The organism is Sphingomonas sp. Leaf25, from assembly GCF_001421635.1.
Taxonomy (GTDB): Bacteria; Pseudomonadota; Alphaproteobacteria; order Sphingomonadales; family Sphingomonadaceae; genus Sphingomonas.
In genome coordinates, this window is the sequence record NZ_LMKU01000023.1 from 223097 (window position 1) to 245532 (window position 22436).

Consider the following 22436-nt stretch of genomic DNA (forward strand, 5'->3'; position numbering starts at 1 on the left):
TCGGGCGGTTATTATTCACTATAGGTGACATAACTGTGACGGTATGGGAAGACGCAAACATGATTGGATGGGAACGGGAAAAATGATGACGTCGAAGATGCTGATGGCGCTTGCCGGGATGATGGCGCACGGACCCGCCGCCGCATCGGAGCGGCTCTATGCCTGTGGCGACGATCAGATTCGCGAATATCGGGTGAGCGGCGAATCGGTGGTCGAAACCTGGCGCTGGAGCGCGGCGGCGGCCGAGGATCTGCCCGCCGCCTATCGCACGAAGCTGCTGGCGCATATCGACGACTGCAAGCCGGTCGACGGTGGCCGGGCGATCCTCGTCACCGCCTCGACCGGCGGGGTGGTGCTGGTCGACCGGGCGACCGGCAAGGTCCGGTTCCGCGCGACCGCGCCGATGGCGCATTCGGCCGACCTGCTGCCCGGCGGCTATGCCGCCGTCGCGCTGTCGATCCATCCGCGCGGCGACCGGCTGGAACTCTACCGCCTGTCGCAGAGCGAAACCCCGCTGCTCACCCTGCCGCTGCCCTCGGGCCATGGCGCGGTGTGGGATGCCCGCCGCAAGCGGCTGTTCGCGCTGTCGCACGACATGGTGCAGGCGTTCTCGTTCGATCCGCGCGCGGCCACCCCGCAACTCGTCGAAACGCAGCGCTGGACGTTGCCGGGGCGGCGCGACGGGCATGACCTGTCGCCGACTCCCGACGGCGGCTATGTCGTCACCACCGATGATGGCGCATGGACCTTCGATCCGGCGCGCGGCCGGTTCACGCCGATCGCGGCGCTCAACCCGAAGCTGAAGGTCAAGTCGGTTAGCGTGTCGGCCCGTGCGACCGCATGGGTGCAGGCCGAGGAAAGCTGGTGGGCGCACGGCTTCACCGTCGCCAACCGCGCCATGGCCGCGCCGCGCCGGATCGAAACGCCGGGCATGCGGCTCTACAAGGTCCGCTGGCTCCGCTGAGCGGCTGTCTGTAAATTCGCGGGAGAGCGGGCCGGCACCGCAAACAGGGGCAGGTTCGGCGATCCCGATGCCGTCATGCTTGACAGCGGTGCGCCGACGCCGCTTTTCAGGCCGATGAACGGGATCACCGCCGGGGCGTTTCCAGCCCATTTTCTTCGCGACGATGGCCGACGGACCGCGACCGCCAACGAACGGCTGGTCATGGATTTGCTGTCGCGGCTGGGGCCGTCCAGCCGCGCCGACCTTGCGCGACTGACCGGGCTTGCCCCCCATTCGATCACCCGGCTGGTCGAACCGCTGATCGCGCGCGGCCTGTTGCGCGAGGCCGCCCCGATCGCCGCCGGTCGCGGCAAGCCCGCTGCCAAGCTGGCGCTGGAGGGAGGGGCGGCGTTCGCGGTCGGGCTGTCGGTGATGACCGATGCCGTCTCGCTCGTGCTGCTCGATCTGGCCGGCACCGTTGAGGCGGCGCGGACCGAGCGGCTGGTCGACACCGGCATCGATCGCGCCTGTCACCAGATCCGCCGGATGATCGACCATGCGGTTGCCGACGCGGTACGCGATCCGGCGACGCTGGTCGGCATCGGGATCGGCGTCACCGGCTATTTTATCGGCGATGGCGCGCGGCTCAACCCGCCACGGCTGCTCGATCCATGGGCGCTGGTCCCACTCGACACGATGTTGGCCGACGCGCTCGGGCAAAAGGTCTGGATCGACAACGACGGCAACGTCGCCGCGATCGGCGAGGCGATGCTCGGCCACGGTCGCAGCGTGCGCGACTTTGCCTATCTCTATTTCTCGGCCGGGTTCGGCGGCGGCATCATCGCGCAGGGGCTGCCGTTGCGTGGGAGCCATGGCAACGCCGGCGAATTTGCGTCGATCCTGCCGGTCGACTGGCCGCAGCCGAACTTGGAGGCGCTACGGCTGACCTTTGTCGCCATGGGAACCGCCTATCCCGACCTGCATTCGATGCTCGCCGCGTTCGACGTCGACCATCCGGCGGTCGGCGTCTGGCTCGACCGCAGCATCCCCTCGCTCGATCTGGTGGTGTCCGCGATCTCGGCGGTGGCCGACCCGGCGATGATCGTGCTGGGCGGACGCCTGCCCCCCGCCTTGGCCGCGCGAATCATCGATCGGGTCCGCTTCACCAATCCGGAACGACGCGGCCATCACCGGCCGGCCCCCCGGATCATCTCCTCGGTCATCGACGGCGACGCCGCCGCGATCGGCGCCGCGACCCTGCCGCTGCGCGCCGCGTTCTTCGATCCCGACGGGATGAGCGCTGACTGACGGTCGGTTGGAGCGGGTGAAGGGAATCGAACCCTCGTCGTAAGCTTGGGAAGCTTCTGCTCTACCATTGAGCTACACCCGCAACGGGTGGGGAGCGCCATGCGGTCCCGCCGTCGATCGCTATGGTTTCCACGAGCGATGCGTGCGCCTTATCGCGTTGTCCCGTCGGGTGCAAGCAGGGGGTGGCGATCGGACGCCCGGCGGCGGTCCGTCCTGTCGGCGGGGCGGGGCATCGCGGTTACGAATCCTGCTTAACCCGCATTTAACCCTGTCCGCCTACCTCGATACCCATGAGTTTCGAGACGGGAGCGGGCATAGTGCGGATCTTGATCGTGGACGACGAATCGGCGGTCCATGACGCCTATCGCCGGTCGTTCCGGCGCGACGACACCGCCGATATGCTGGGCGCGATGGCCGCCGAGCTGTTCGACGACGTCGAGGCGACGGTCGCGGCCGACGAGCCCGATTTCCGGCTGATCCACCATACCCAGGGGCTGGACGCGGTTGCGGCGGTCGAACGCGGGATCGCGGAGGGTGATCGCTTCGCCGTCGCGTTCATCGACGTGCGGATGCCGCCCGGCATCGACGGGCGCGAGACGGCGACCCGCATCCGCGCGCTCGACCCCGATGTGCAGATCGTGATCGTCACCGGCTATTCCGATTTCTCCCCGCTGGAGATCAGCCGCGCCGCCGGCCCGGCGGACAAGATCTTCTATCTCGCCAAGCCGTTCGAGGTGGAGGAAATCCGCCAGATGGCTACCGCGCTGTCGCACCGCTGGCAGTCCGATCGCGAACTGGCCGACATGCGCGCCGCGCTGGCGGCGAAGGTCGAGCAACTGGAGGAACAGGCGCTCGAACTGGCGGCGAACGAGAGCAAGGCCATCCACATGGCCAACCACGACGTGCTGACCGAGGCGCCCAATCGCCTGGCGTTCCTGCGCGCGCTGACCGAACAGGTGCGTGGGGCCGAGACCTTCGCGATGGCGATGATCGATCTCGACCGGTTCAAGCTGGTCAACGACACGCTCGGCCATCTGGCGGGCGACGAGCTGATCCGCATGACCTGCGCGATCCTGACCGAACAGGTGGCGGGCGAAGGATTCGTCGCCCGGCTGGGCGGCGACGAGTTCGGCGTGCTGATGCCCGTCACCGGCGAGGACGATGCGGTGATGCGCTGCGAGCGGCTGGTCCTTGCCTGTTCGACCAGTTTCCGGGTGTTCGGCCATTCGGTGCAGGGCGCGGCGTCGGTCGGCGTGGTCATCGTCGAGGGTGATACCGGGCGCGAACCCGTCGACGTCATGCGTCGCGCCGATTTGGCGCTGAACGAAGCCAAGCGTTCGGGGCGCGGGGTGGTGCGCGTATTCGACGACAGCATGGACGAATCGATCCGCTTCCGCCGCCAGATCGAAAGCGGCCTTGCCGAAGCGATCGCCAATGGCGAACTGAGCCTCGTCTATCAGCCGATCGTGTCGCGCAACACGCTGGACGTCGTCGCGTTCGAGGCGCTGCTGCGCTGGAACAGCCCGACCTATGGCGCGATCAGCCCGGCGATGTTCATTCCGATCGCCGAGGAATCGAACCTGATCCACGAACTGGGCGACTGGGTGCTCGATACCGCGCTGGCCATGCTGCCCAACTGGCCGGGGCAATATGTCTCGGTCAACTTCAGCCCCCGCCAGTTCCGGCGGCAGAATTTCGTCGGCCATGTGCTCGAAAAGGTGCAGCGTACCGGCCTGCCGCCCAACCGGCTGCAGATCGAGATCACCGAAACCGCGATCTTCGACAATGCCGAACGCGCGGCGGAAACGCTCTACAAGCTCAGGCAGATGGGCTTCCGCATCGCGCTCGACGATTTCGGCACCGGCTATTCGTCGCTGTACAACATCCGCAAATTCGCGCTCGATTGCCTGAAGATCGACCGCAGCTTCATCGACGGCATGGGCCGCGAGCGCGAGAGCGCGGCGATCGTCCATTCGATCATCCATCTCGGCCGGGCGCTGGGCCTCGAAGTCGTGGCCGAAGGGGTGGAAACCGATGCGCAGGTGCAGGCGCTGCGGGTTGCCGGCTGTTCGCATCTGCAAGGCTATTATCTCTCGCGTCCGGTGGCCGGCCCGGTAGCGATCGAGCTTGCCAACAACGGCCTGACCGGCGCGGCGATGCCCGCCACCGGCACCTACGGCGGATGACCGCGCGGTTCCGGCGGGTGCGGCTGCCCCGTCCGCGCTCGCTCGGCGGCAAGCTCATCTGGATGCTGAGTGCCGCTGGCGTGATCGGCGCGGTCGCGATCATGGTGATGCTTGCCGCCGTCATCACCCCCAGTTTCGACCGGCTGGAGGAGCAGGCGGTGCAGGGCCATGTCGAGCGCACCCGCGCGGCGCTACGCGAATTCGCCGGCAAGGTCGAAAGCGCGTCGCGCGACTATGGCGACTGGAACGACAGCTATGCCTATATGGCCGCGCCCAGTGCCGCGTTCGAGCGCGACAGTTTCTCGGTGCTGGCGATGGCCAATCTCGGCATGGACGGCATGGCCTATGTCGCGCCCGACCGCCGCATCGTGATCGCGCGCTGGGTCGATCAGGCGGCGGGCCGCGACGTGCCGGCGATGCGCGCGCAACTGGTGAAGGCGATCGGCGGGATCGATCTCGACGCGCAACTGGGACCGCGCAGTTCGGCCAGCTTCTATATCCGGCTGGGCGACCGGCTGAGCGCGATCGGCGTCGCGCGCGTCCGGCGCAGCGACGGCAGCGGCGATCCACGTGGTTTCGTGCTGATGGCCCGCGCCATGTCCTCGAAGCAACTGGCGGCGCTGGTGCAGCTTCCCGCCGTCATCCGCTCCGATACGCAAGGGACGGCGTGGCGGATGACCACGCGGCCGCGTACTCTGTCGATCGCGGTGCCGATCGCCGGGGCGGACGGTCGCCCGGTCGCCGATGCCGCCTTCACCGTGCCGCGCGATCTGACGCTGCTCGGCCGGCAGATGCTGTGGCTGGCGGTCGGGGGCACGGTGTTGCTGCTCGCGCTCATGCTGCTGGTGCTGACGCGGATCGTCGCGCGGCTGGTGCTGCGGCCGCTGGCGCGGATCGAGCGGCACATGCACGACGTCCGCGCGTCGGGCACGATGCGCGTGCTGCGCGAGGAACGACGCGACGACGAGATCGGCTCGCTCGTCACCAGCTTCAACGCGATGCTGCGCCAGTTGAACGACCTGTCCGAACAGTTGGAGGCGCAGTCGTTCCGCCTCGGCCGGTCGGAAAGCGCGGTGGCGGTGATGCACAATGTCCGCAACGCCTTGTCGCCGATCAGCACGATCCTGTCGCACGGCCTCATCCAGCCGCCGGTCGCCGACCGCGCGCTGCTCGACCGGGCGGTGGCCGAACTTGCCAACGACGATGTGGTCCCGGCGCGGCGGCGCAAGCTGGCCGGGTTCATCACCGCCGCCACGCAAGCGGCGAGCGCGGCGCGGATCGAGCGCATGGCCCAGCTCGAGATCGGGCGGGCGGCGCTGCACAATGTCCTCGACATCATCGGCGAGCAGCAGCAGGCGGCGCATGAACGCCCGCCGCTCGACCCGTGCGACGTGACCGACATCGTCGCGCGCAACGCCGCGATCGCCCGCTATTCGGGCGAACATTCGATCGCCTTCTCGTTCCCGGCACAGCCCTATTGGGTGCTCGCCAACCGGGTGATCCTCAGCCAGGTGATCGGCAACCTGTTCGGCAACGCGGCCGAATCGATCGCCGCGCGGATCGGGGCGGGGGGGCAGATCACCGTGACGATCGCCGAGGCGCAGCATGACGTGACCGTGACGATTTCGGACGACGGCGAAGGCTTCGACCCGGCTACGGCTGCGCTGCTGTTCCAGCGCGGCTATTCGACGCGGTCGCACAAGTCGGGCGGCCTCGGACTGCACTGGTGCGCCAATTCGATGGTCGCGATGGGCGGCGCGTTGCGGCTGGAGAGTGAGGGACCGGGGTGCGGGGCGCATGCGGTGCTGACGCTACAGGCGGCGCAGGCGATGCAGGCGAGCGCCGCTGCCTGATCGAATCAAAAGCCGATCGACGCCTTGCCCGCGCCGACCGCGACCGACGGTAGCGCTTCGGGCGAGGTCGTGTTGTCCCGACGCCGCAGATAGGGGGCGACGACCCCCTTGGCGCGGAACCATTCCTGTCGCTCGGGCGGCAGGCCGGCGAAATTGCCGATCACCCGGCGACATTCGGGAGCGCGGCACTGGCACAGCATGTGCCAGTTGCTCTCGCTGAGCGTGGTCGAATAGTCCCACGCCACTTCCTCGCCCGCCGCGATGTCGCGCAGCGCGACCAGCCAGACGCCGTCGTCGGCGAAGCGCAGCCCCGCGTTGGGATCGCAGCTATGGTTGACGAGGTCGTCGATCCGCCCCGACGGGCCCATATATTCGTCGGGCGTCACCTGGACATAGCGGTCGCTGTTGCCCAGCAATTGCTGCGGCACCCGCGCGGCGCGCAGGCGGGGGCCGGTGAAGGGGAACAGCCGCGCACCCTCGCGGATGGCGGTATTGGCGAACACCGCCTTGCCGAGATGATTGGTGCCGACGCGGAACCGTTCGGCGATGGCGGTCGCCGTCAGCGCGCGCGCGCCACGCCGGCGGGTGCCCCACAGCACCAGTCCCCATACCGCCGCATGCGACGCCAGCTCGACGATCGGATAGGCGAGTTCGCCGACGCTGCGCCCATGCGCGACACCCAGCGCGACCAGCAGCGTGGCAAGGTCGCCGATCGTCCACAGCCCCCATGCCGGCGAGCGTTCGCGCTGCGGATCGGCACGGGCGGCGACCCATGTCGGCCAGAAGCTGACCGGCACCGCCACCACCACCAGCATATGCGCCCAGAAGGCATCGCGGAAGCCGAGCCACAGGACCAGCGCGCCGAGGCTGGCGACGATGCACGCCGTCTCGCTCCGGCTGGGCGAGGCCCAGGCCGACCGCCGCCAGATGCCCAGCATCACGAGGATGCAGGCAAGCGCCGAGACGAGCAGGACGATTGTCTGGAGCGCGCGGGGGTTGACCGCGGCATAGGTCGCCGCCTCGACGCCGGTGCCGATGCTCCAGATCAGCCACGAGGCGCGATTGGGTTCGACCAGATCAAGCCGCAGCGCGCGCAGATACACCGCATAGCCTGCGATGTTCGCGACGAGCGCCACCATGATCCACGGATCGATCCCCACACGTCCCCCTTACCGAAACGTTATCAAGGTGGGTTAACAGCGTCCAGCGGCGTTCGGATACGATCGTACGAATGTGCGCCGCGGTCAGCCGGCGGCGATCAGCGCGAGGATGCGGTCGGCATCGCCCCGGTGGCAGATCAGCAGGTCGGGCAGCCACGTATCATGGCAATTGTAGCGCAGCGGCGTGCCGTCGATGCGCGAGGCGTGCAGCCCGGCGGCGAGCGCCACCGCGACCGGCGCGCAACTGTCCCATTCATATTGTCCGCCCGAATGGAGGTAGATGTCGGCTTGCCCACGCACCACCGCCATCGCCTTGGCCCCGGCCGATCCCATCGGCAACAGCGCGGCATCGAGTGCCTTGGCGACCGCCAATGCTTCGGGGGCGGGGCGGGTGCGGCTGACGACCATCCGCCGGCGCGGCGGGGGCGGCGGCACGAACGGCGCGGGCTCGGTCGCCAGCACCAGTCCGAGTGCTGGCAACGCCACCGCGCCGGTCATCGCCCGGCCCTCGACCGCCAGCGCGACATGCACCGCCCAGTCGTCACGCCCCTCGGCATATTCGCGCGTCCCGTCGAGCGGGTCGACGATCCAGGTCTCCGCCGATCCGCAGCGCAGCTTGTCGTCCGCCGACTCCTCCGACAGGATGAACGCGCCCGGCCGCTCGGCGCGCAGCCGGTCGAGGATCAGCGTGTTCGCCATGCGATCGCCACGATCGCCCAGCGCCTTGCCCTGCTCCGCCCCTTCGGCGCGGATCGCCAGCAGCAGCTTGCCCGCCTCCGCCGCGATCGCACTGGCGAGCAGCGCGTCGCTCACAGCGTGGGCGCCCAGATGCCGAGCACATGCTCGACGATCCGCTCGGCCGCCGCCTCGGGGCTTTCGCGCGTCGTGTCGACATGGATGTCGGGGCGGAGCGGCGCTTCATAGGGGCTGTCGATCCCGGTGAAGTTGGCCAGCGCCCCGCTGCGCGCCTTGGCGTACAGCCCCTTCACGTCGCGCGCTTCGGCGACGCTGAGCGGCGTATCGACGAACACCTCGACGAACTCACCCGCCGGCAGCATCGCGCGCGCCAGATCGCGCTCGGCCCTGAACGGCGAGATGAACGCGGTGAGCACGATCAGCCCGGCATCGGCCATCAACTTCGCCACTTCGCCCACCCGGCGGACGTTCTCGACCCGGTCGGCATCGGTGAAGCCCAGATCGCGGTTCAGGCCGTGGCGGATATTGTCGCCATCGAGCAGGAAGCTGTGCTTGCCGAGCGCATGGAGCCTCTTCTCGACCAGATTGGCGATCGTCGACTTGCCCGATCCCGACAGGCCGGTGAACCACAGCACCTTCGGGCTCTGGTTCTTCTGCGCGGCATGCGCCTGCCGGGTGATGTCGACCGACTGCCAATGCACGTTCTGGCTGCGGCGCAGGCAGAAATCGATCATGCCGGCGGCGACCGTCGCGTTGCTGATCTTGTCGATCAGGATAAACGCACCCAGTTCGCGATTCTCGCCATAGGCTTCGAAAGCGATGCCGCGATCGGTGAACACGTCGGCCACGCCGATGTCGTTGAGGCCCAGCGTACGGACCGACAGTTCGGCCAGCGTGTTGACGTCGATCGCGTGGCGCGGGGCCTGTACCGTCGCCGAGACGGTGCCCGCCGCCGTCTTGAGCCAATAGGCGCGGCCCGGCAGCAGCGGTTCGCCGTCCATCCACACGATGGTCGTGCGGAACTGGTCGGCGACCTGCGGCGGTGCATCGGCGGCGGCGATCACGTCACCGCGCGAACAGTCGACCTCGTCGGTCAGCGTCAGCGTGACCGACTGGCCGGCGACCGCCTGCGGCAGATCGCCGTCCATCGTCACGATCCGCGCGACATGGCTGGTCCGCCCCGACGGCAGCACCCGCACCGCATCGCCCGGCCGCACCATGCCTCCGGCGATCGTGCCGGCAAAGCCCCGGAAGTCGAGGTTGGGACGATTGACCCATTGTACCGGCAGGCGGAAGCCCTTGCGCGCGGCGGCCTCGCCGTCCAGCTCGACGCTTTCCAGATGCTCGATCAGCGCCGGGCCGTCATACCATGGCGTATGGGGGGAGGGGGCGGTGATGTTGTCGCCCTTGAACCCCGACAGCGGAATGGCGGTGAAGCCGGCGATGCCGATCGATTCGGCAAAGTCGCGATAGTCGGCGACGATCCGCTCGAAGACCGACTGGTCGTAGCCGACCAGATCCATCTTGTTCACCGCCAGCACGATGTGGCGGATGCCGATCAGGTGCGCCAGATAGCTGTGCCGCCGGGTCTGGGTCAGCACGCCCTTGCGCGCGTCGATCAGGATGACGGCGAGGTCGGCGGTCGATGCGCCCGTCACCATGTTGCGGGTATATTGTTCGTGGCCCGGCGTATCGGCGACGATGAACTTGCGCTTCTCGGTCGCGAAGAAGCGATAGGCGACATCGATGGTGATGCCCTGCTCGCGCTCGGCGGCAAGTCCGTCGACCAGCAGCGCGAAGTCGATCTCCTGTCCTTGCGTGCCGACCCGCTTCGAATCGCTTTCCAGCGCGGCCAACTGATCCTCGAAGATCATCTTGCTGTCGTAGAGCAGCCGCCCGATCAGCGTCGACTTGCCGTCGTCGACCGAGCCGCAGGTGATGAAGCGCAACAGCGACTTGCGCTGGTGCTGCGCCAGATAGCTATCGATGTCGGCCGCGATCAGCGCATCGGGGGTATAGGCGGGGGCGGTCGTCATCAAAAATACCCCTCCTGCTTCTTCTTTTCCATGCTCGCCGATCCCGCGTCGCGATCGATCGCGCGGCCCTGTCGTTCCGAGGTGGTGGTCAGCAGCATTTCCTGAATGACCTGCGTGAGCGTCGCCGCCTCGCTCTCCACCGCGCCGGTCAGCGGATAGCAGCCGAGCGTGCGGAAACGGATCGACCGTTCCACCGGCACTTCGCCGGGGTTCAGCCGGAACCGGTCGTCGTCGACCATCAGCAGCATGCCGTCGCGCTCGACGGTCGGGCGGGGCGCCGCGAAATAGAGCGGCACGATCTCGATCTTCTCGGCAAGGATATATTGCCAGATGTCGAGCTCGGTCCAGTTCGACAACGGGAACACCCGGATCGATTCACCCTTCGCCTTGCGCGCATTGTAGAGGTGCCACAGCTCGGGGCGTTGCGCCTTCGGGTCCCAGCGATGATTGGCCGAGCGGAACGAGAAGATGCGTTCCTTGGCGCGGCTCTTTTCCTCGTCGCGCCGGGCACCGCCGAACGCGGCGTCGAAACCATAGTGGTCGAGCGCCTGCTTCAGCCCCTCGGTCTTCCACAGATCAGTATGGAGGCTGCCATGGTCGAACGGATTGATGCCGCGCGCCGCCGCGTCGGGGTTGCGATGGACCAGCAACTCCATGCCGGCATCGCGTGCAGCCTTGTCACGCAGATCGTACATCGCGCGGAATTTCCACGTCGTATCGACATGCAGCAGCGGGAAGGGCGGCGGCGCGGGGAAGAACGCTTTTTTGGCGAGATGCAGCATCACCGCCGAATCCTTGCCGACCGAATAGAGCATCACCGGGCGTTCGGCCTCGGCGACGACTTCGCGCAGGATGTGGATGCTCTCGGCTTCCAGCCGCTGGAGATGGGTGAGGGTCGCAAATTCGGTCATGATCGCCCTTCAGGTAGGGGCGCGGGACCGCAGGACAAAGCAAGCATTACTGCGCCTGCCCGCCAGCTCTGCTTTGCCATCGGTGGGGGAGGGGCCGCGTCGACCCGCTCCCCCGACCGCCGATCAGGTGGTCTGATAGTAGGACGAATATTGCTTGGTGTAGTAATAATAGGCACCGGCCGCCTTCGAGCTCTGGTCGACCATGGTGAACATGGCCCCCACCAGATTGGCACCGTCCGACTTCAGATGGTCGGCGGCCGAGATGACCGCATCGGCCGGAGTCGTATCCCACTTGATGACCAGCACGACCGCATCGGCCAGCGCGGCGATGAAGCGACCATCGGCCAGACCGACGAGCGGCGGAAGATCGAGAATGATCGTGTCGTAGCGCTTGCTCAACTCGTCGAGCATCGTCTGCATCTGGCCGCTGCCAAACATGTTTTCCGAGCTGAAATACGGCTTCTGCACGAGGATCTGGTCGAGATTCTCGACCCCGCTCGGCTGGATTGCCTGATCGAGATCGACTTCGCCGTGCAGCACCTCGACGATGCCCGGACCGGTGCTGCTGGTGTCGAGGATGTTGCGCAGCATGGCACGGCGGACGTCGGCATCGACGAGGATCGTGCGATCGCCGCTGATCGCCATCGTGCGGGCCAGACCCAGCGACGTGGTGGTCTTGCCTTCCGACGGCAGTGCCGAGGTCAGCGCGATGATCTGCGGCCGGTCCTTTTCGCGGACACCGAGGATCGAGGCGCGGGCGTTGCGCAGCGCCTCGGCGAACTGCGACGTCGGCTTTTCGATCAGCAGATTCGCCGGTCGCGTGTTCTTGCGCACGTTGGGGATCGCGGCGAGCAGCGGGACGCCCAGCTTCTCCTCGACCTCCTCGACGGTGCGCAGCCCCGACACCATCAGTTCCTGCGTGGTGATGACCGCGATACCGGCGGCAAGGCCGACGAGGAACGACACCATGAACAGCAGCGGCTTGTTCGGCCAGCTTGGGGCACGCGGCGTTTGCGCGGCTTCGATGATCTGCGCCTGCGCGATCGAGTTCTGCGCCGCCTGACGGCTTTCGAGCGCAAGCTGCGACAGCCGGTCATAGGCGGCGTGCTTGCTGTCGGCGTCGCGTTGCAGGCTGGCGGCGATCACCGAGGCGCGGGCATTGTTCGCCTGACGCTCCTCCAGCGCGCGCATCGACGAGCGCAGGCTGGCGGCACGCGCATCGGCGGCGTCGGCATCGGAGCGCAGCGAGCTGACGACGCGGCGCGATTCTTCGGCCAACTGCTTGTCGAGCCCTTCGAGCTGATCGCGGACCTTCAGATAGTCGGGATGGCGGTTGCCGTAGCGGCCTTCCATTTCGGCGCTCGCCTGCATCAATAGCGCGCGCTGGCGGCGCAGATCCTGCACCGTCGCCGAATTGCGCACATCGGATACCGTGTCGAGCGTACCCCGGCTGACCTGTTGCTGCGCCGAGGTCTGTTTCGAGCGTGCTTCGGCGGCGATCGATTCGGCGCTGGCGAGCTGGACCGAGAGCGGGCCGACCTGCTGGTCGGTGATCGTGCCCGAATTGTTCGATGCGCCGCGCACGATGCCGGCCTGTGCCTGATATTGCGCGACGCGCTCGTCGGCGACGCGGACTTCCTGCACCAGATCGGCCATGCGCGATTCGAACCATTTCGACTGGCGCTCGGCGGTGCCGATACGGCTGCCCACCTTGTTGTCGAGATAGGCGGTGGCCATCGCATTGGCGACCTTGGCGGCGATGTCCGCATCGGGCGAGCTGTAGCGCACGAGCAGGATGTAGGTCAGCTTGTCGCGCGAGACGCTGACGTCGCTGCGCACGGCGGCGGCGACCATCTCGACCTTTTCCGTATCGGACACAGGCCCGGTCTTTTCGGCGCGCGCCTGCCAGATGCCGCGGAACTGGGGATGGTTCACGAGGTTCAGGCGGCGCACGACGGTGCGGACAAGATCCATCGAGCCGAGGTTGGTGACTTCGGTTTCGATCGCCTCGCTCGCCAACTGGGCGTTCGCCTCGCTCTGGTTGCGGGTAAGCGGGTTGCGCGACGGATCGATCTGGATCTTCGCGACACCCTGATAGGTCGGGGTGATCCTCAGCGTCAGGAAGACACCGATCGCCGTCACGGCAAGCGTGATCGCCGCCAGCGTCAGATAGCGGCGGCGGATGACGTCCTTCGCGGTGCGGACCACGTCGGCCAACCGCGTTTCATATCCGGCCGCTGCGTTGGAAACTTTCATTCTGGCTCATTCCCCACGTGCGATTCCCGAAAAGGTTCCGCACCATTCCATATCATAAAAACCGGAACGTCGTTACCGCCGTATCCGTACGGAAACCTGCCCGCGCCATTCGGTGGATCCGACACCCAAGCGCAAGCTGCGCTGCGGTGCCGACTTTCCGTAGAAGCTGTCGATTCCGAAACTGAGCGAACGGGTCATCTGAAACCGTGCCTCGAAATTTGCTTGGGTCACGTTGGTCAGTGCGTCGTTTTCCAAATAGCTGCGCCGTACCCGAATGGCGTTTGCACTAAGGATCAGGTTGCGGAGCAGTTCGTGGTCAACACTGATGCCCAAACGGCTGTCGATGAATGCGCTGCCGTTGCCAAGGTTCGCGTCTTGGATCTGCCGCTGCAATGAAACGCCAACGGTAGTCAGTTCCGTCGGGAAGAAATCAAGCCGGCTTTGCAGCGATATTCCGCTGGCATCGTTGAAACGCGGGGCAAGATAGTTGCGGTACGTATAGCCGATTCCGGCAGCTCCACGCATCAAACCGGCGATGTCGAAGCTTACCCCGCCAAGCGCCGTAGCACCGTTTGAGTCACGGTTCGACAGATTGCCGGCAAGAACATTGGGGTATCGAGTTCGATCGGACACTATTTGCGCATAAAAGGCGACAGTAGGCGTTACGCCATACTCGGCAATAGCGGTACCACGATCAATGGTACGATCGCGAAAGGCTTGGGACGCAGATCTGCCATCGATGAACCGAATTGGAGCGAAGCTGTACTCATTGTGATCTAGTATCGCTGTCGCTCGTAATCGACCGCTGGCGTACACGCCTCGCACCGTACCCGAACGTCGCGTGAAATGTGAAAAATAGGTTTGGTTAATCAATAGATCGTCGGAGAAAGGTGACTCGAACACCCGACTAATCTGCGCATCGCCAATGATCGTGATCCGGCGGCTGACGTCGAGTCTGCCCTGCGCGTTGATGTAGCCTGCGTCCTGATTACGCGCTGAAGTCGAAGCATACCGCCGCAAATCACCTGATGCGTCAATGGAAACGCGATGCACTGACCAGTTCGATGCTACTCGAAGTGCTGGCTGATACACCGTAAAAACGTCGCTGCGCTGGATAGCGTCGGTCAGCAGCACGTTGCTGGTGATACCGGTCGCCACCGACAGTTGCGGATTGATGAGGAACGAGCCGACCTGCACGCCGATGGCGTCGAAATCGGGGCGGGCGCGCTCGGTAACGCCCTGGTTCCGGTCACGGCTGAAGTCGGGCAGGACGACGGTGCGGATCAGCGATGGGTTCAACTGCGCTTGTGCCGCGCCACCCGCCAATACCGCCGGTGTGCCGATCGCACTCGACAACACCGCACGCTGCCATGGCTTCAAGCGGTATGAATTCGACGGAACGAGCTTCACTTCCCCGCGCATGCGACACCTCCTCGCCGGTTGGTCACCGGACGATGGAGCGGGACGGTCGGCCCGCGCGATCCGGCTTGCGCCACGTCGGCTCAGAAATAGCGCTCGGCGAGGCGGATGGTGTCGCCCGGCCAGACGCGCAGGTTCGGCGTCAGTTCGTAACGAAGCTCGGCCTGCTCACCGAAGCGGCGGATATTGACCCACGACCGGCGCGCGCGCGGGGTAAAGCCCTGGGCGGTCGCCACCGCGTTCAGGACGGTGAGGCCGCTGACATAGGGATATTCGCCCGGCGCACGGACTTCGCCGAGAATGAAGAACGGCCGGTAGTTGATGACTTCCATGGCGACCCGCGGCGAGCGCAGATAGCCGTCCGCCAGCATGCCCTGTACCAGTGCGGCGACATCGCCGGTGGTCTTGCCGAGCGCGGGCACGTTGCCGATCAGCGGCAGCGACAACTGACCGTCGGTGCCGACCGAAAACTCGCCGGACAGGGTCGGTTCGTTAAACACGGTCAGGCGAATCTTGTCCCCCGCACCGAGCGGATAGGCTTCGGCAGGATTGGCATCGGCGACATACCGGTCGCCGCTCGACAGCGGCGGGGGTTCCGAACTCGAACAGGCGGCCAGCGCAAGAATCATGGCGCCGCCGAAAACCGCTTTCATCTTCACGCGCACCCGCCTTGTTTACCTGCCCCGACATATGTCCTGTATCGGTACGTCCGGGCATTTACAAGAACACGGCCCGCCGCAAAATGGCGGAACAGGCCGGAATCGCGTTGTTCCTTGGTATGAATATTGCCGCTGATCCAGTATCCCGCGCCGCGATGCCCGGCCTTGTCTGTGCAAGGAGCGGCTCGTGGCCAGCAGCTATCGCAGACGCCGCGCGATCCGCTGCAACAAGGTGGGGCGAGGCGGGGTATGGAGCCAGTCGGCCAGCCGTTCGGTGAATTCGGGAGGAGCGCTGGTACTGGCACTCGGGCGGGCAAGCAGCGTATCCGCCCGATCGAGCAGCGCCACGACCTCGGCGGTATCGCGCGCGGCATAGACGCCGGGAAGCTGGGCGAAGTGGCGAATGGTCGACGTCTGGTGCGCGTTGCGATGTTCGCCCAGCCGATGATCGCGGGCGAGCAGGATGATCGGCTTGCCCAGTTCCATCGCGGTGATGATCGATCCCATGCCCGCATGGCTGACCATCAGCGAACAGTCCGCCTGAAGCGCGCGGAAGCGCCCATGGTCGAGAAAGTCGAACGCGCGGATCGTTTGCGGCCGGTAGCTCGAAGGACCGATCTGGCCGACGACATCGTCACGCGCCGTAGCGAGCGCCCAGTCATCGACAGCCCGGACGAGGCGATCGAACGGCAACTGCGTGCCGACCGACAGCAAAATCACAATATCTGTCCGAAATATCGCAGATGACGATAGCGCTTCGTCAGATGTGCCCATTGCGTCAGTCGAAGATCGGCAAAAGGCAGGACCGCCCGGCCCGACATCGACAGTTCGTCGCCATTGGCGATGCTATCGATCCACACGGTGCGCGCGCCATGCAGCTTGGCGAGGACGAGCGCGATCGCGCCGGGTGCGGCGCCGGTCGAGACGACGATGTCGGGGCGATGCTCACGGATGATCTTCCAGATGGCGCGAACGCTGCGCAACATGTCGGGCAACGTGTCGCGCGAGCTGTCCCTGATCTGCAGCACCGGCGCGCCATCGTCCGGCGCGACCATGCCGCCGGCGGTGCTGACAAACTGGCATTCGCAGCCTTCGAACGCCGCGCTCAGCCGTGCCAGTTCGATCCAGTGGCCGCCGGCCGATGCGACCAGCAGGACGCGCGGGCGGGTAACGACCTGGTCGGAGCGACGAGGGGCGCCAGCCGTGGCGATCCCGTTGGCGAGGGCGGGATCGATCATCGAATCGGTCCGCGGCGATAGCACGGGCCCGGATTTGAGGCGCAGGCCATGGCGGTCCGGGTCAGACGCAAGCGTGCCGGCGATCGTGTGCCATGCGTTCCACCCGGGCCTTTCCGCTGCAACCATATCGGCAATATCGACGATGCGCTGCCGCTCGGACCCGGCGGTGAAATCATGCGTCCGGCGCTTCGCTGCCGTGCATTGACCGCCTTGTCGTACCCGGCATAGACGCGACCCGTCTCTTCCCCCAAATAACCCCTTAACTCACGCTATATCGGGAACCGCAGCCTTGCCAAGCACGGATTCAGGCGAACGCATCTATGCTGTCGGCGATATTCATGGCTGCTATGATCTGCTGCGCCAAATGGTCGATGTGATCGGCGAGCATTCGGCAAGGTTGCCGCCGGTGGAGTCGCTCCACCTGATCTTCATCGGCGATCTGATCGACCGTGGTGGCAACAGCGCCAAGGTCCTCGAATTTCTGCATGATCTTCAAACCCGTAGCGACCGGGTGATCGTCCTGCAGGGCAATCATGAGGAAGCGATGCTGCGCGCGCTGGCCGGCGATATGGCGACGCTGCGCGGGTGGCTGAACGTCGGCGGGCGCGACACGCTGCGCAGTTTCGGCATCGATCCGCCGGGGCCGGACGACGACATGCGCGATTTCCTGCGCCGGGCGCGCGTGGCGATCCCGCGGCAATGGGTGCAGTGGATGCAGCGATTGCCGCTCACCGCGCAGTCGGGCGACTATTTCTTCTGCCATGCCGGGGTTCGTCCCGGCGTGCCGCTGCGGCGGCAGTCCCGCGAGGACCTGTTGTGGATTCGCGACGATTTTCTGTACGACGAAAGCGATCACGGCGCGGTGATCGTGCATGGTCACAGCATCGAGCCGACGGTGCAGATTCGCCCCAACCGCATCGGAATCGACACCGGTGCCTATCGGACCGGACGGTTGTCGGCGGTATATCTGGAAGATGATCGCAGCGAAGTGCTGACGGTCGGCGCATGAACGGTGCTCCCTAACCGCTTGTTTACCTCGCGCGGAGTACATTGAGATTCGGGATTTCATCGGGAACGGATCGTCACGGCCCATGGTTATTCTTTCGCGATGCTTGTTTTGCGGCAGTGCAAAAACAGGTGCCGTGGTTGACGCAAATGCCCGGATGCAGTACCGGGGGACATGATTTTCGCGCCGCAACATCATCGATGCGCGCGCAACGGGAGGCGAACGATGCTGAAGAAGGGTGCGCTCGCAATCGCGCTTGCGGGATATGTGATGGCCGGTTCGACGGTCGCGATGGCAGGCCAGCGCGCGGGCAGCGCGGCGTTCCCGGCGGTGAATGCCCCGGTGCAGTCGATGACCGCTCCGGCGAAGCGCAAGGTTGCCAAGGACGCCGAGTTCATTGCGGCCGGTGGCCTGCTGATCCCGGCGATCATCGGCGGCATCGTGCTCATCTCGATCATCGTCGTCGCGGCCAGCGGCGGCAGCGACTCGAGCCCGAACTAAGCGACGGGCGGGCCGGTCAGGCTCGCTGATCGAACGATAGTGATGGCGTCGTAGCAACAGGCTGCGGCGCCGTTGTCGTGTCCGGCGCTGGTCGCCGGGGTTCTGGCGAGCGAGTCGTTGATCTTTGGTCATGGTAGTCGGAGTCGTGCCTAGCCCATGCGGCGGGCGATTTCGTTCATGAAGCGGACGTCGTCGCCAGCCGCCAGCCATGGTGATTCGGCGGCGACCGCGCCGAGTAGGTCAGTCAGGTCGTCCAGTTCGGCCTTGGCGAAATTGCCGAGAACGTGCGGCGTTACCCGGTCCTTGTGGCCCGGATGGCCGATGCCCAGCCGGATGCGGCGGAAGTCGGGGCCGATGTGCTGGTCGGTCGAGCGCAGGCCGTTGTGGCCGGCATGGCCGCCGCCGGTCTTCACCTTCAGTTTGAACGGGGCGAGGTCGAGCTCGTCGTGGAACACGGTCACGTCGGCGGGGGTGAGCTTGTAGAAGCGCATCGCCTCGCCGATCGCGCGGCCGCTTTCGTTCATCCAGGTGCCGGGCTTGAGCAACAGCACCTTTTCCGGGCCCATCCGGCCTTCCTGAACCCAGCCCTGAAAGCCACGCCGGGGGGCGGCGAAGCCATGGACCTCGGCGATCGAATCGACGGCCATGAAGCCGATATTGTGGCGGTGCATCGCATATTGCGGCCCTGGATTGCCCAGACCTGCCCATATTTTCATACACTTAGCCTCCAAACGCGAAGAAGCGGGGCCGCCGTGTCCGGCCGCCCCGCTCCATCAAGATACCGGCGAAAGGGCGGATCAGCCCTCGGCCTTGTCCTCTTCGTCGGCGGCCGCTTCGGCTTCCGCCTCGGCAGCGGCTTCGGCCGACTGTGCTTCGGCGACTTCGGCGTCGAGCGCTTCGTCCGCGGCGGTCGGGACCGTCGGCGGCACGATGGTGGCGACGGTGAAATCGCGATCCTCAACCGCCGGTTCGGCACCGTTCGGCAGCGACACTTCCGAAATGTGGATCGAGTCGCCGACTTCGCGGCCGGTCAGATCGACGACGATCTCGGTCGGGATGTTCGACGCTTCGACCACCAGTTCGATTTCGTGACGCACGACGTTCAGCACGCCACCGGCGCGCTTGATGCCGGGGGCTTCGTCTTCGTTGACGAAGGTCACGGGCACGGCGACGGTCACGGTCGCATTCTTCGAGATGCGCAGGAAGTCGACATGGATCGGCTGGTCCGAGACGACGTCGAACGCGACGTCCTTGGCCAGCGTACGCACCTTCTTGCCACCGACGTCGACCATGATGACCGAATTCATGAAGTGGCCCGTCATGAGCTGCTTCATCAGTTCGCGGGCGTTCAGGTGGATGCCCTGGGGCTCTTCCTTGTTGCCATAGATCACGGCGGGGACGCGGCCATCGCGACGCAGGGCACGGGAGGCTCCCTTGCCAACCCGGTCGCGCGTCTCGGCCGACAGGTGCAGCGTGTCGCTCATCTTGTCTTCCTTAAAGATACGGTGTTGCAGATCTTGGCCGCGCCGGACCTCCAGGGATGACCCCGGCGTAACGGACAAGCGCGGGCGACTAGGCGAGAATGGCAAAAAAGGCAAGCGTGGCAAAGTTTACAAAGTTTACACTAGCGACGTCGGTACGGTGCGCCAACCGGCGGCCCGGAACGGCAGGGCGGAACAAGGAATAGTGGCACCGGCCGATGTAGGACAGCGTCGGGAAAAGACGGGTTATCCGCCCCTATTGCACCCGTTCGATCACCATGCCGCTGGCCGCGAGGCGCGCAGGCACGCCGCCGGGACCCAGCAGATGCCCGGTGCCGATAGCGACGAACAATGTCGTCGCGGGCGTCATCCGCCGGCGGATGGCGTCTGCGAAGGCGGCGTTGCGACGGTCGAGGAGGGTCGCGCGGAATGCCGGGCCGGCGGCCGCCATGTCGGTGTCGAGCAAGGTGCGGAGCGCGGACACCTGTCTAGACCCCCATGCGGCGACCAGCCGGTCCATCGTCGCCACGCCGTCCCCCGACAGCGCCTGCGCCAACATCCGCCGCTGTACCGATGCCGGCAGCGCAGCGAACATGCCGAGTTGGGTGCGCTGGGTTTCCAGCCCGACGACCTGCTTGCCGGTGCGTCCGGCCAACCGGGCGAGCAGCGTTTCGGGGGCGGGGGTGCTGGTGTAGCCGGCGCGCGCCAGCCGCGCGCCACCGATCGAGGTCGCGGCGAACCACGCGCCGTGGCGGTCGAACGATCCGGGCGGAAAGCCCAGCGCCGCCGCGCGGGCATCGCGGCGGCGGCGCAGATCGGCGGGCAGCGGCTGCGGCTGCGCGACCGCGGACAATGCGGCGGCGGTTTCGACGGGCGTGGGCGCGACCAGTTCGAGCAGCAGCGTGTCGCTCGCCGCGAATGCCTGCGCGACCCGGCCGGTCAGCCATGGCATGGCCGGCCGTAGCTGATGCACCGTTCCGAACAGCCATACCGTCGCGCCGTTCCCCCGCGCCACCCACAGCGCCGGGGTGAGCGGCAGCGGGGCGGCGAGCGGGCTGGCCAGCGCGACCCAGTAGAGCAGCGCGGCAGCCAGGCGGGCAATCATCCGCGCAGCCGCTGGACGATCCGCGTGGCGATCAGCGTCGCGGCGGCCAGCCCCCAGCCGATCATCGCCGGGTTGCGCAGGCCGAGCGGACCCTGCGCCAGCGACAGGACCGGCAAGATGGTCAACGCGACGATCGCGGCGAGTGACAGCGCGGTGGCGATCTGGCCGCGTTCGACCTCGTCGGCCGCTCGCCACAGCCGATACTGGACGGCGAGTGCCACGAGCATCGTCATCGCGACGCCGACATAGCCGATATGGTCGCGCGTGCTGACGGTCGTCCCCGGATCACGCACCGACCAGATGCCTTCGACCAGCCCCAGCCCGAACGACGCGGCGATCGGTGCCAGCACGACGAGAACCACCGCCAGTCCGACCCATTGCCACCGCCGCCGCTTGCGGGATCGTTCGCGCGTGGTGCCCCAGTTATCGTGCATCGACATCATCCTCGAAAATATCCTCGATCGGCAGCGCGAACAATCGGCTCATGCGAAAGGCGAGCGGGAGCGAGGGATCGTGCTTGCCGGTCTCGATCGCGTTCACCGCCTGCCGCGACACGTCGAGCCGCCCGGCGAGTTCGGCCTGGCTCCAGTCGCGTTCGGCACGCAGCACCTTCAGGCGGTTCTTCATGGCGCGGACCGGCGCAGCGTGAAGGTGGCGAGGCCGGCAAGGAGTGCCGCCAGCCATGCGTAGATAAGGCCGAACCTCAAATCGAGGAAGAAGAGCGGCGGAACAAGCAGCCCGAGCAGCAGCCCGCCGACCGCGAACCCGTCGATCAGGCGGCGGCGTTCGAATTCGTCGCTGGCGCGGTAGAGGCGGATCACGCCGGCGAGCGCGATCGCGACCACGAGGAGCCAGTAGAGGATCGGGATCCACAGCGGGAACCGGCCGTCGGGCATCACGCCGCCATTCGCCGCATAATGTTTCGATCCATGGTGAAGCGCGAAGGGCGAGGCGAGGACCACGGCGGTGATACCGGCGATCCAGCGCCGGCGGGCGCGTTGCCGGGCGGTGGCGCGGCGTTCGCCCCATTGGGGGTCGGGCATGTGGGGCCTTTCGGATTGGGGTGGTTGGATATGGGCGGGGCTTTTCCCCGGTCGTCATGCCGGATTTGGTCTGGGGGCTATGATCCCGTGAGAGCAACGATGGGTGCGTCCGCGGAACGGGTTCGGGGTGACGATGGGGTGAGGGTGGCGCTTCTTGTCACGGTGTTTCGGGTCCATGGATCCCGGCCTTCGCCGGGATGACGGAAAGGGCGGGTCTTTTCCCCTCCTTCGTCACCCCGGACTTGTTCCGGGGTCTACGGTTCCAACAAAGCAACGCCGGGTGCGTCTGCGGGACGGTGGACCCCGGAACAGGTCCGGGGTGACGATGGGGTTGGGGTGGTGTTTCTTGTCGCGGGGTCTGTCAGCGCCAGCTCAGCGAAATCGCGGCGTCGCCCAGTTTTGCGGCGATGGCGATGCCGTGGGCGGTATCGACCGCGACCGGGAGCGGCACGGTGACGACCCGTGGCAGATCGAGCTTCACCCCTTGGAACACCACGAGGATGAAGAAGCCGATCGCCAGCAGGCTGGGGCTGCGTCGTGCCGGTTGCGATGCCATCGGATTATCCCCTGTGTCGTTGGATGCTGACATTGTGTCGTGCTTACCTGACTATGTATCGAGTGATTCGCGCTTATTG

Annotated in this window: 22 protein-coding genes and 1 tRNA gene; 6 read left to right on the forward strand and 17 right to left on the reverse strand. The window is 66.3% G+C overall.

What is annotated here, in order from left to right:
- The first annotated feature begins 82 nt into the window (after positions 1-82).
- Positions 83-964, forward strand: a complete 882-nt coding sequence (locus ASE78_RS08810) for a DUF6528 family protein (protein WP_056495831.1) — start codon at positions 83-85, stop codon at positions 962-964.
- A gap of 114 nt (positions 965-1078) precedes the next feature.
- Positions 1079-2251, forward strand: a complete 1173-nt coding sequence (locus ASE78_RS08815; RefSeq protein ID WP_056496424.1) for an ROK family transcriptional regulator — start codon at positions 1079-1081, stop codon at positions 2249-2251.
- Positions 2252-2259: 8 nt separating this feature from the next.
- Here the strand turns inward: ASE78_RS08815 and ASE78_RS08820 are convergent.
- Positions 2260-2333: transfer RNA gene (locus ASE78_RS08820), tRNA-Gly, on the reverse strand.
- A 208-nt stretch (positions 2334-2541) separates the two neighbouring features.
- On the opposite strand from ASE78_RS08820, the gene ASE78_RS08825 reads away from it, so the two are divergent.
- Together ASE78_RS08825 and ASE78_RS08830 are read left to right on the forward strand one after the other, a co-directional pair.
- Entirely contained in the window at positions 2542-4437 is a 1896-nt protein-coding gene (locus ASE78_RS08825) for a putative bifunctional diguanylate cyclase/phosphodiesterase (protein WP_056495833.1), read from the forward strand.
- Positions 4434-6290, forward strand: coding sequence for a CHASE4 domain-containing protein (locus ASE78_RS08830; protein ID WP_056495836.1), 1857 nt, complete (start codon positions 4434-4436; stop codon positions 6288-6290). Before ASE78_RS08825 ends, ASE78_RS08830 begins: the two co-directional genes overlap by 4 nt.
- Before the next feature lie 5 nt (positions 6291-6295).
- On the opposite strand, the gene ASE78_RS08835 is transcribed toward ASE78_RS08830, so the two are convergent.
- The 9 genes from ASE78_RS08835 to ASE78_RS08875 form a co-directional block, all read right to left on the reverse strand.
- Complete coding sequence (locus tag ASE78_RS08835; RefSeq protein WP_082467091.1) at positions 6296-7450, reverse strand: SET domain-containing protein; 1155 nt, start codon at positions 7448-7450, stop codon at positions 6296-6298.
- 84 nt (positions 7451-7534) lie between these two features.
- Positions 7535-8263, reverse strand: a complete 729-nt coding sequence (locus tag ASE78_RS08840; protein WP_082467092.1) for a 3'(2'),5'-bisphosphate nucleotidase CysQ — start codon at positions 8261-8263, stop codon at positions 7535-7537.
- Entirely contained in the window at positions 8260-10182 is a 1923-nt protein-coding gene (cysN, locus tag ASE78_RS08845; protein ID WP_056495842.1) for a sulfate adenylyltransferase subunit CysN, read from the reverse strand. The genes ASE78_RS08840 and cysN overlap by 4 nt, the downstream gene beginning before the upstream one ends.
- A complete protein-coding gene (gene cysD, locus ASE78_RS08850; protein ID WP_055760926.1) occupies positions 10182-11093 on the reverse strand; it encodes a sulfate adenylyltransferase subunit CysD in 912 nt (303 codons plus the stop codon). Before cysD ends, cysN begins: the two co-directional genes overlap by 1 nt.
- A 123-nt stretch (positions 11094-11216) precedes the next feature.
- Positions 11217-13349 (reverse strand): GumC family protein, encoded by a 2133-nt coding sequence (locus tag ASE78_RS08855; RefSeq protein WP_055760924.1) that lies wholly within the window; start codon positions 13347-13349, stop codon positions 11217-11219.
- Positions 13350-13421: 72 nt separating this feature from the next.
- A complete protein-coding gene (locus tag ASE78_RS18275) occupies positions 13422-14771 on the reverse strand; it encodes an outer membrane beta-barrel protein (protein ID WP_082467093.1) in 1350 nt (449 codons plus the stop codon).
- 80 nt (positions 14772-14851) lie between these two features.
- Positions 14852-15397, reverse strand: coding sequence for a polysaccharide biosynthesis/export family protein (locus ASE78_RS08865; RefSeq protein ID WP_235514957.1), 546 nt, complete (start codon positions 15395-15397; stop codon positions 14852-14854).
- A gap of 228 nt (positions 15398-15625) precedes the next feature.
- Positions 15626-16147 (reverse strand): glycosyltransferase, encoded by a 522-nt coding sequence (locus tag ASE78_RS08870; RefSeq protein WP_056495847.1) that lies wholly within the window; start codon positions 16145-16147, stop codon positions 15626-15628.
- Complete coding sequence (locus ASE78_RS08875) at positions 16144-16665, reverse strand: glycosyltransferase (protein ID WP_162236482.1); 522 nt, start codon at positions 16663-16665, stop codon at positions 16144-16146. The genes ASE78_RS08870 and ASE78_RS08875 overlap by 4 nt, the downstream gene beginning before the upstream one ends.
- 289 nt (positions 16666-16954) lie before the next feature.
- Between ASE78_RS08875 and ASE78_RS08880 the strand changes: the two genes are divergently transcribed.
- Both ASE78_RS08880 and ASE78_RS08885 read left to right on the forward strand, forming a co-directional pair.
- A complete protein-coding gene (locus ASE78_RS08880; RefSeq protein WP_056495854.1) occupies positions 16955-17674 on the forward strand; it encodes a metallophosphoesterase family protein in 720 nt (239 codons plus the stop codon).
- Positions 17675-17896: 222 nt separating this feature from the next.
- The gene (locus ASE78_RS08885; RefSeq protein WP_055760908.1) at positions 17897-18172 is read left to right on the forward strand and encodes a hypothetical protein; all 276 of its coding nucleotides are present in this window, start codon (positions 17897-17899) and stop codon (positions 18170-18172) included.
- Positions 18173-18321: 149 nt separating this feature from the next.
- Here ASE78_RS08885 and pth read toward each other — a convergent pair whose 3' ends face one another.
- From pth to ASE78_RS08920, 7 genes are all read right to left on the reverse strand, one after another.
- Positions 18322-18888, reverse strand: coding sequence for an aminoacyl-tRNA hydrolase (gene pth, locus ASE78_RS08890; protein WP_056495857.1), 567 nt, complete (start codon positions 18886-18888; stop codon positions 18322-18324).
- A gap of 81 nt (positions 18889-18969) precedes the next feature.
- Positions 18970-19656, reverse strand: coding sequence for a 50S ribosomal protein L25/general stress protein Ctc (locus ASE78_RS08895; RefSeq protein WP_055760903.1), 687 nt, complete (start codon positions 19654-19656; stop codon positions 18970-18972).
- 253 nt (positions 19657-19909) lie between these two features.
- Positions 19910-20758, reverse strand: a complete 849-nt coding sequence (locus ASE78_RS08900; protein ID WP_056495860.1) for a TraB/GumN family protein — start codon at positions 20756-20758, stop codon at positions 19910-19912.
- A complete protein-coding gene (locus ASE78_RS08905) occupies positions 20755-21192 on the reverse strand; it encodes a hypothetical protein (protein ID WP_156351374.1) in 438 nt (145 codons plus the stop codon). The genes ASE78_RS08900 and ASE78_RS08905 overlap by 4 nt, the downstream gene beginning before the upstream one ends.
- Positions 21182-21385 (reverse strand): helix-turn-helix transcriptional regulator, encoded by a 204-nt coding sequence (locus tag ASE78_RS08910; protein WP_055760894.1) that lies wholly within the window; start codon positions 21383-21385, stop codon positions 21182-21184. The genes ASE78_RS08905 and ASE78_RS08910 overlap by 11 nt, the downstream gene beginning before the upstream one ends.
- Positions 21382-21801 (reverse strand): hypothetical protein, encoded by a 420-nt coding sequence (locus ASE78_RS08915; RefSeq protein ID WP_056495866.1) that lies wholly within the window; start codon positions 21799-21801, stop codon positions 21382-21384. Before ASE78_RS08915 ends, ASE78_RS08910 begins: the two co-directional genes overlap by 4 nt.
- Positions 21802-22162: 361 nt before the next feature.
- On the reverse strand, positions 22163-22357 hold the full coding sequence (locus ASE78_RS08920; RefSeq protein WP_055760886.1) for a hypothetical protein: 195 nt from the start codon (positions 22355-22357) through the stop codon (positions 22163-22165).
- Between the last annotated feature and the right edge of the window lie 79 nt (positions 22358-22436).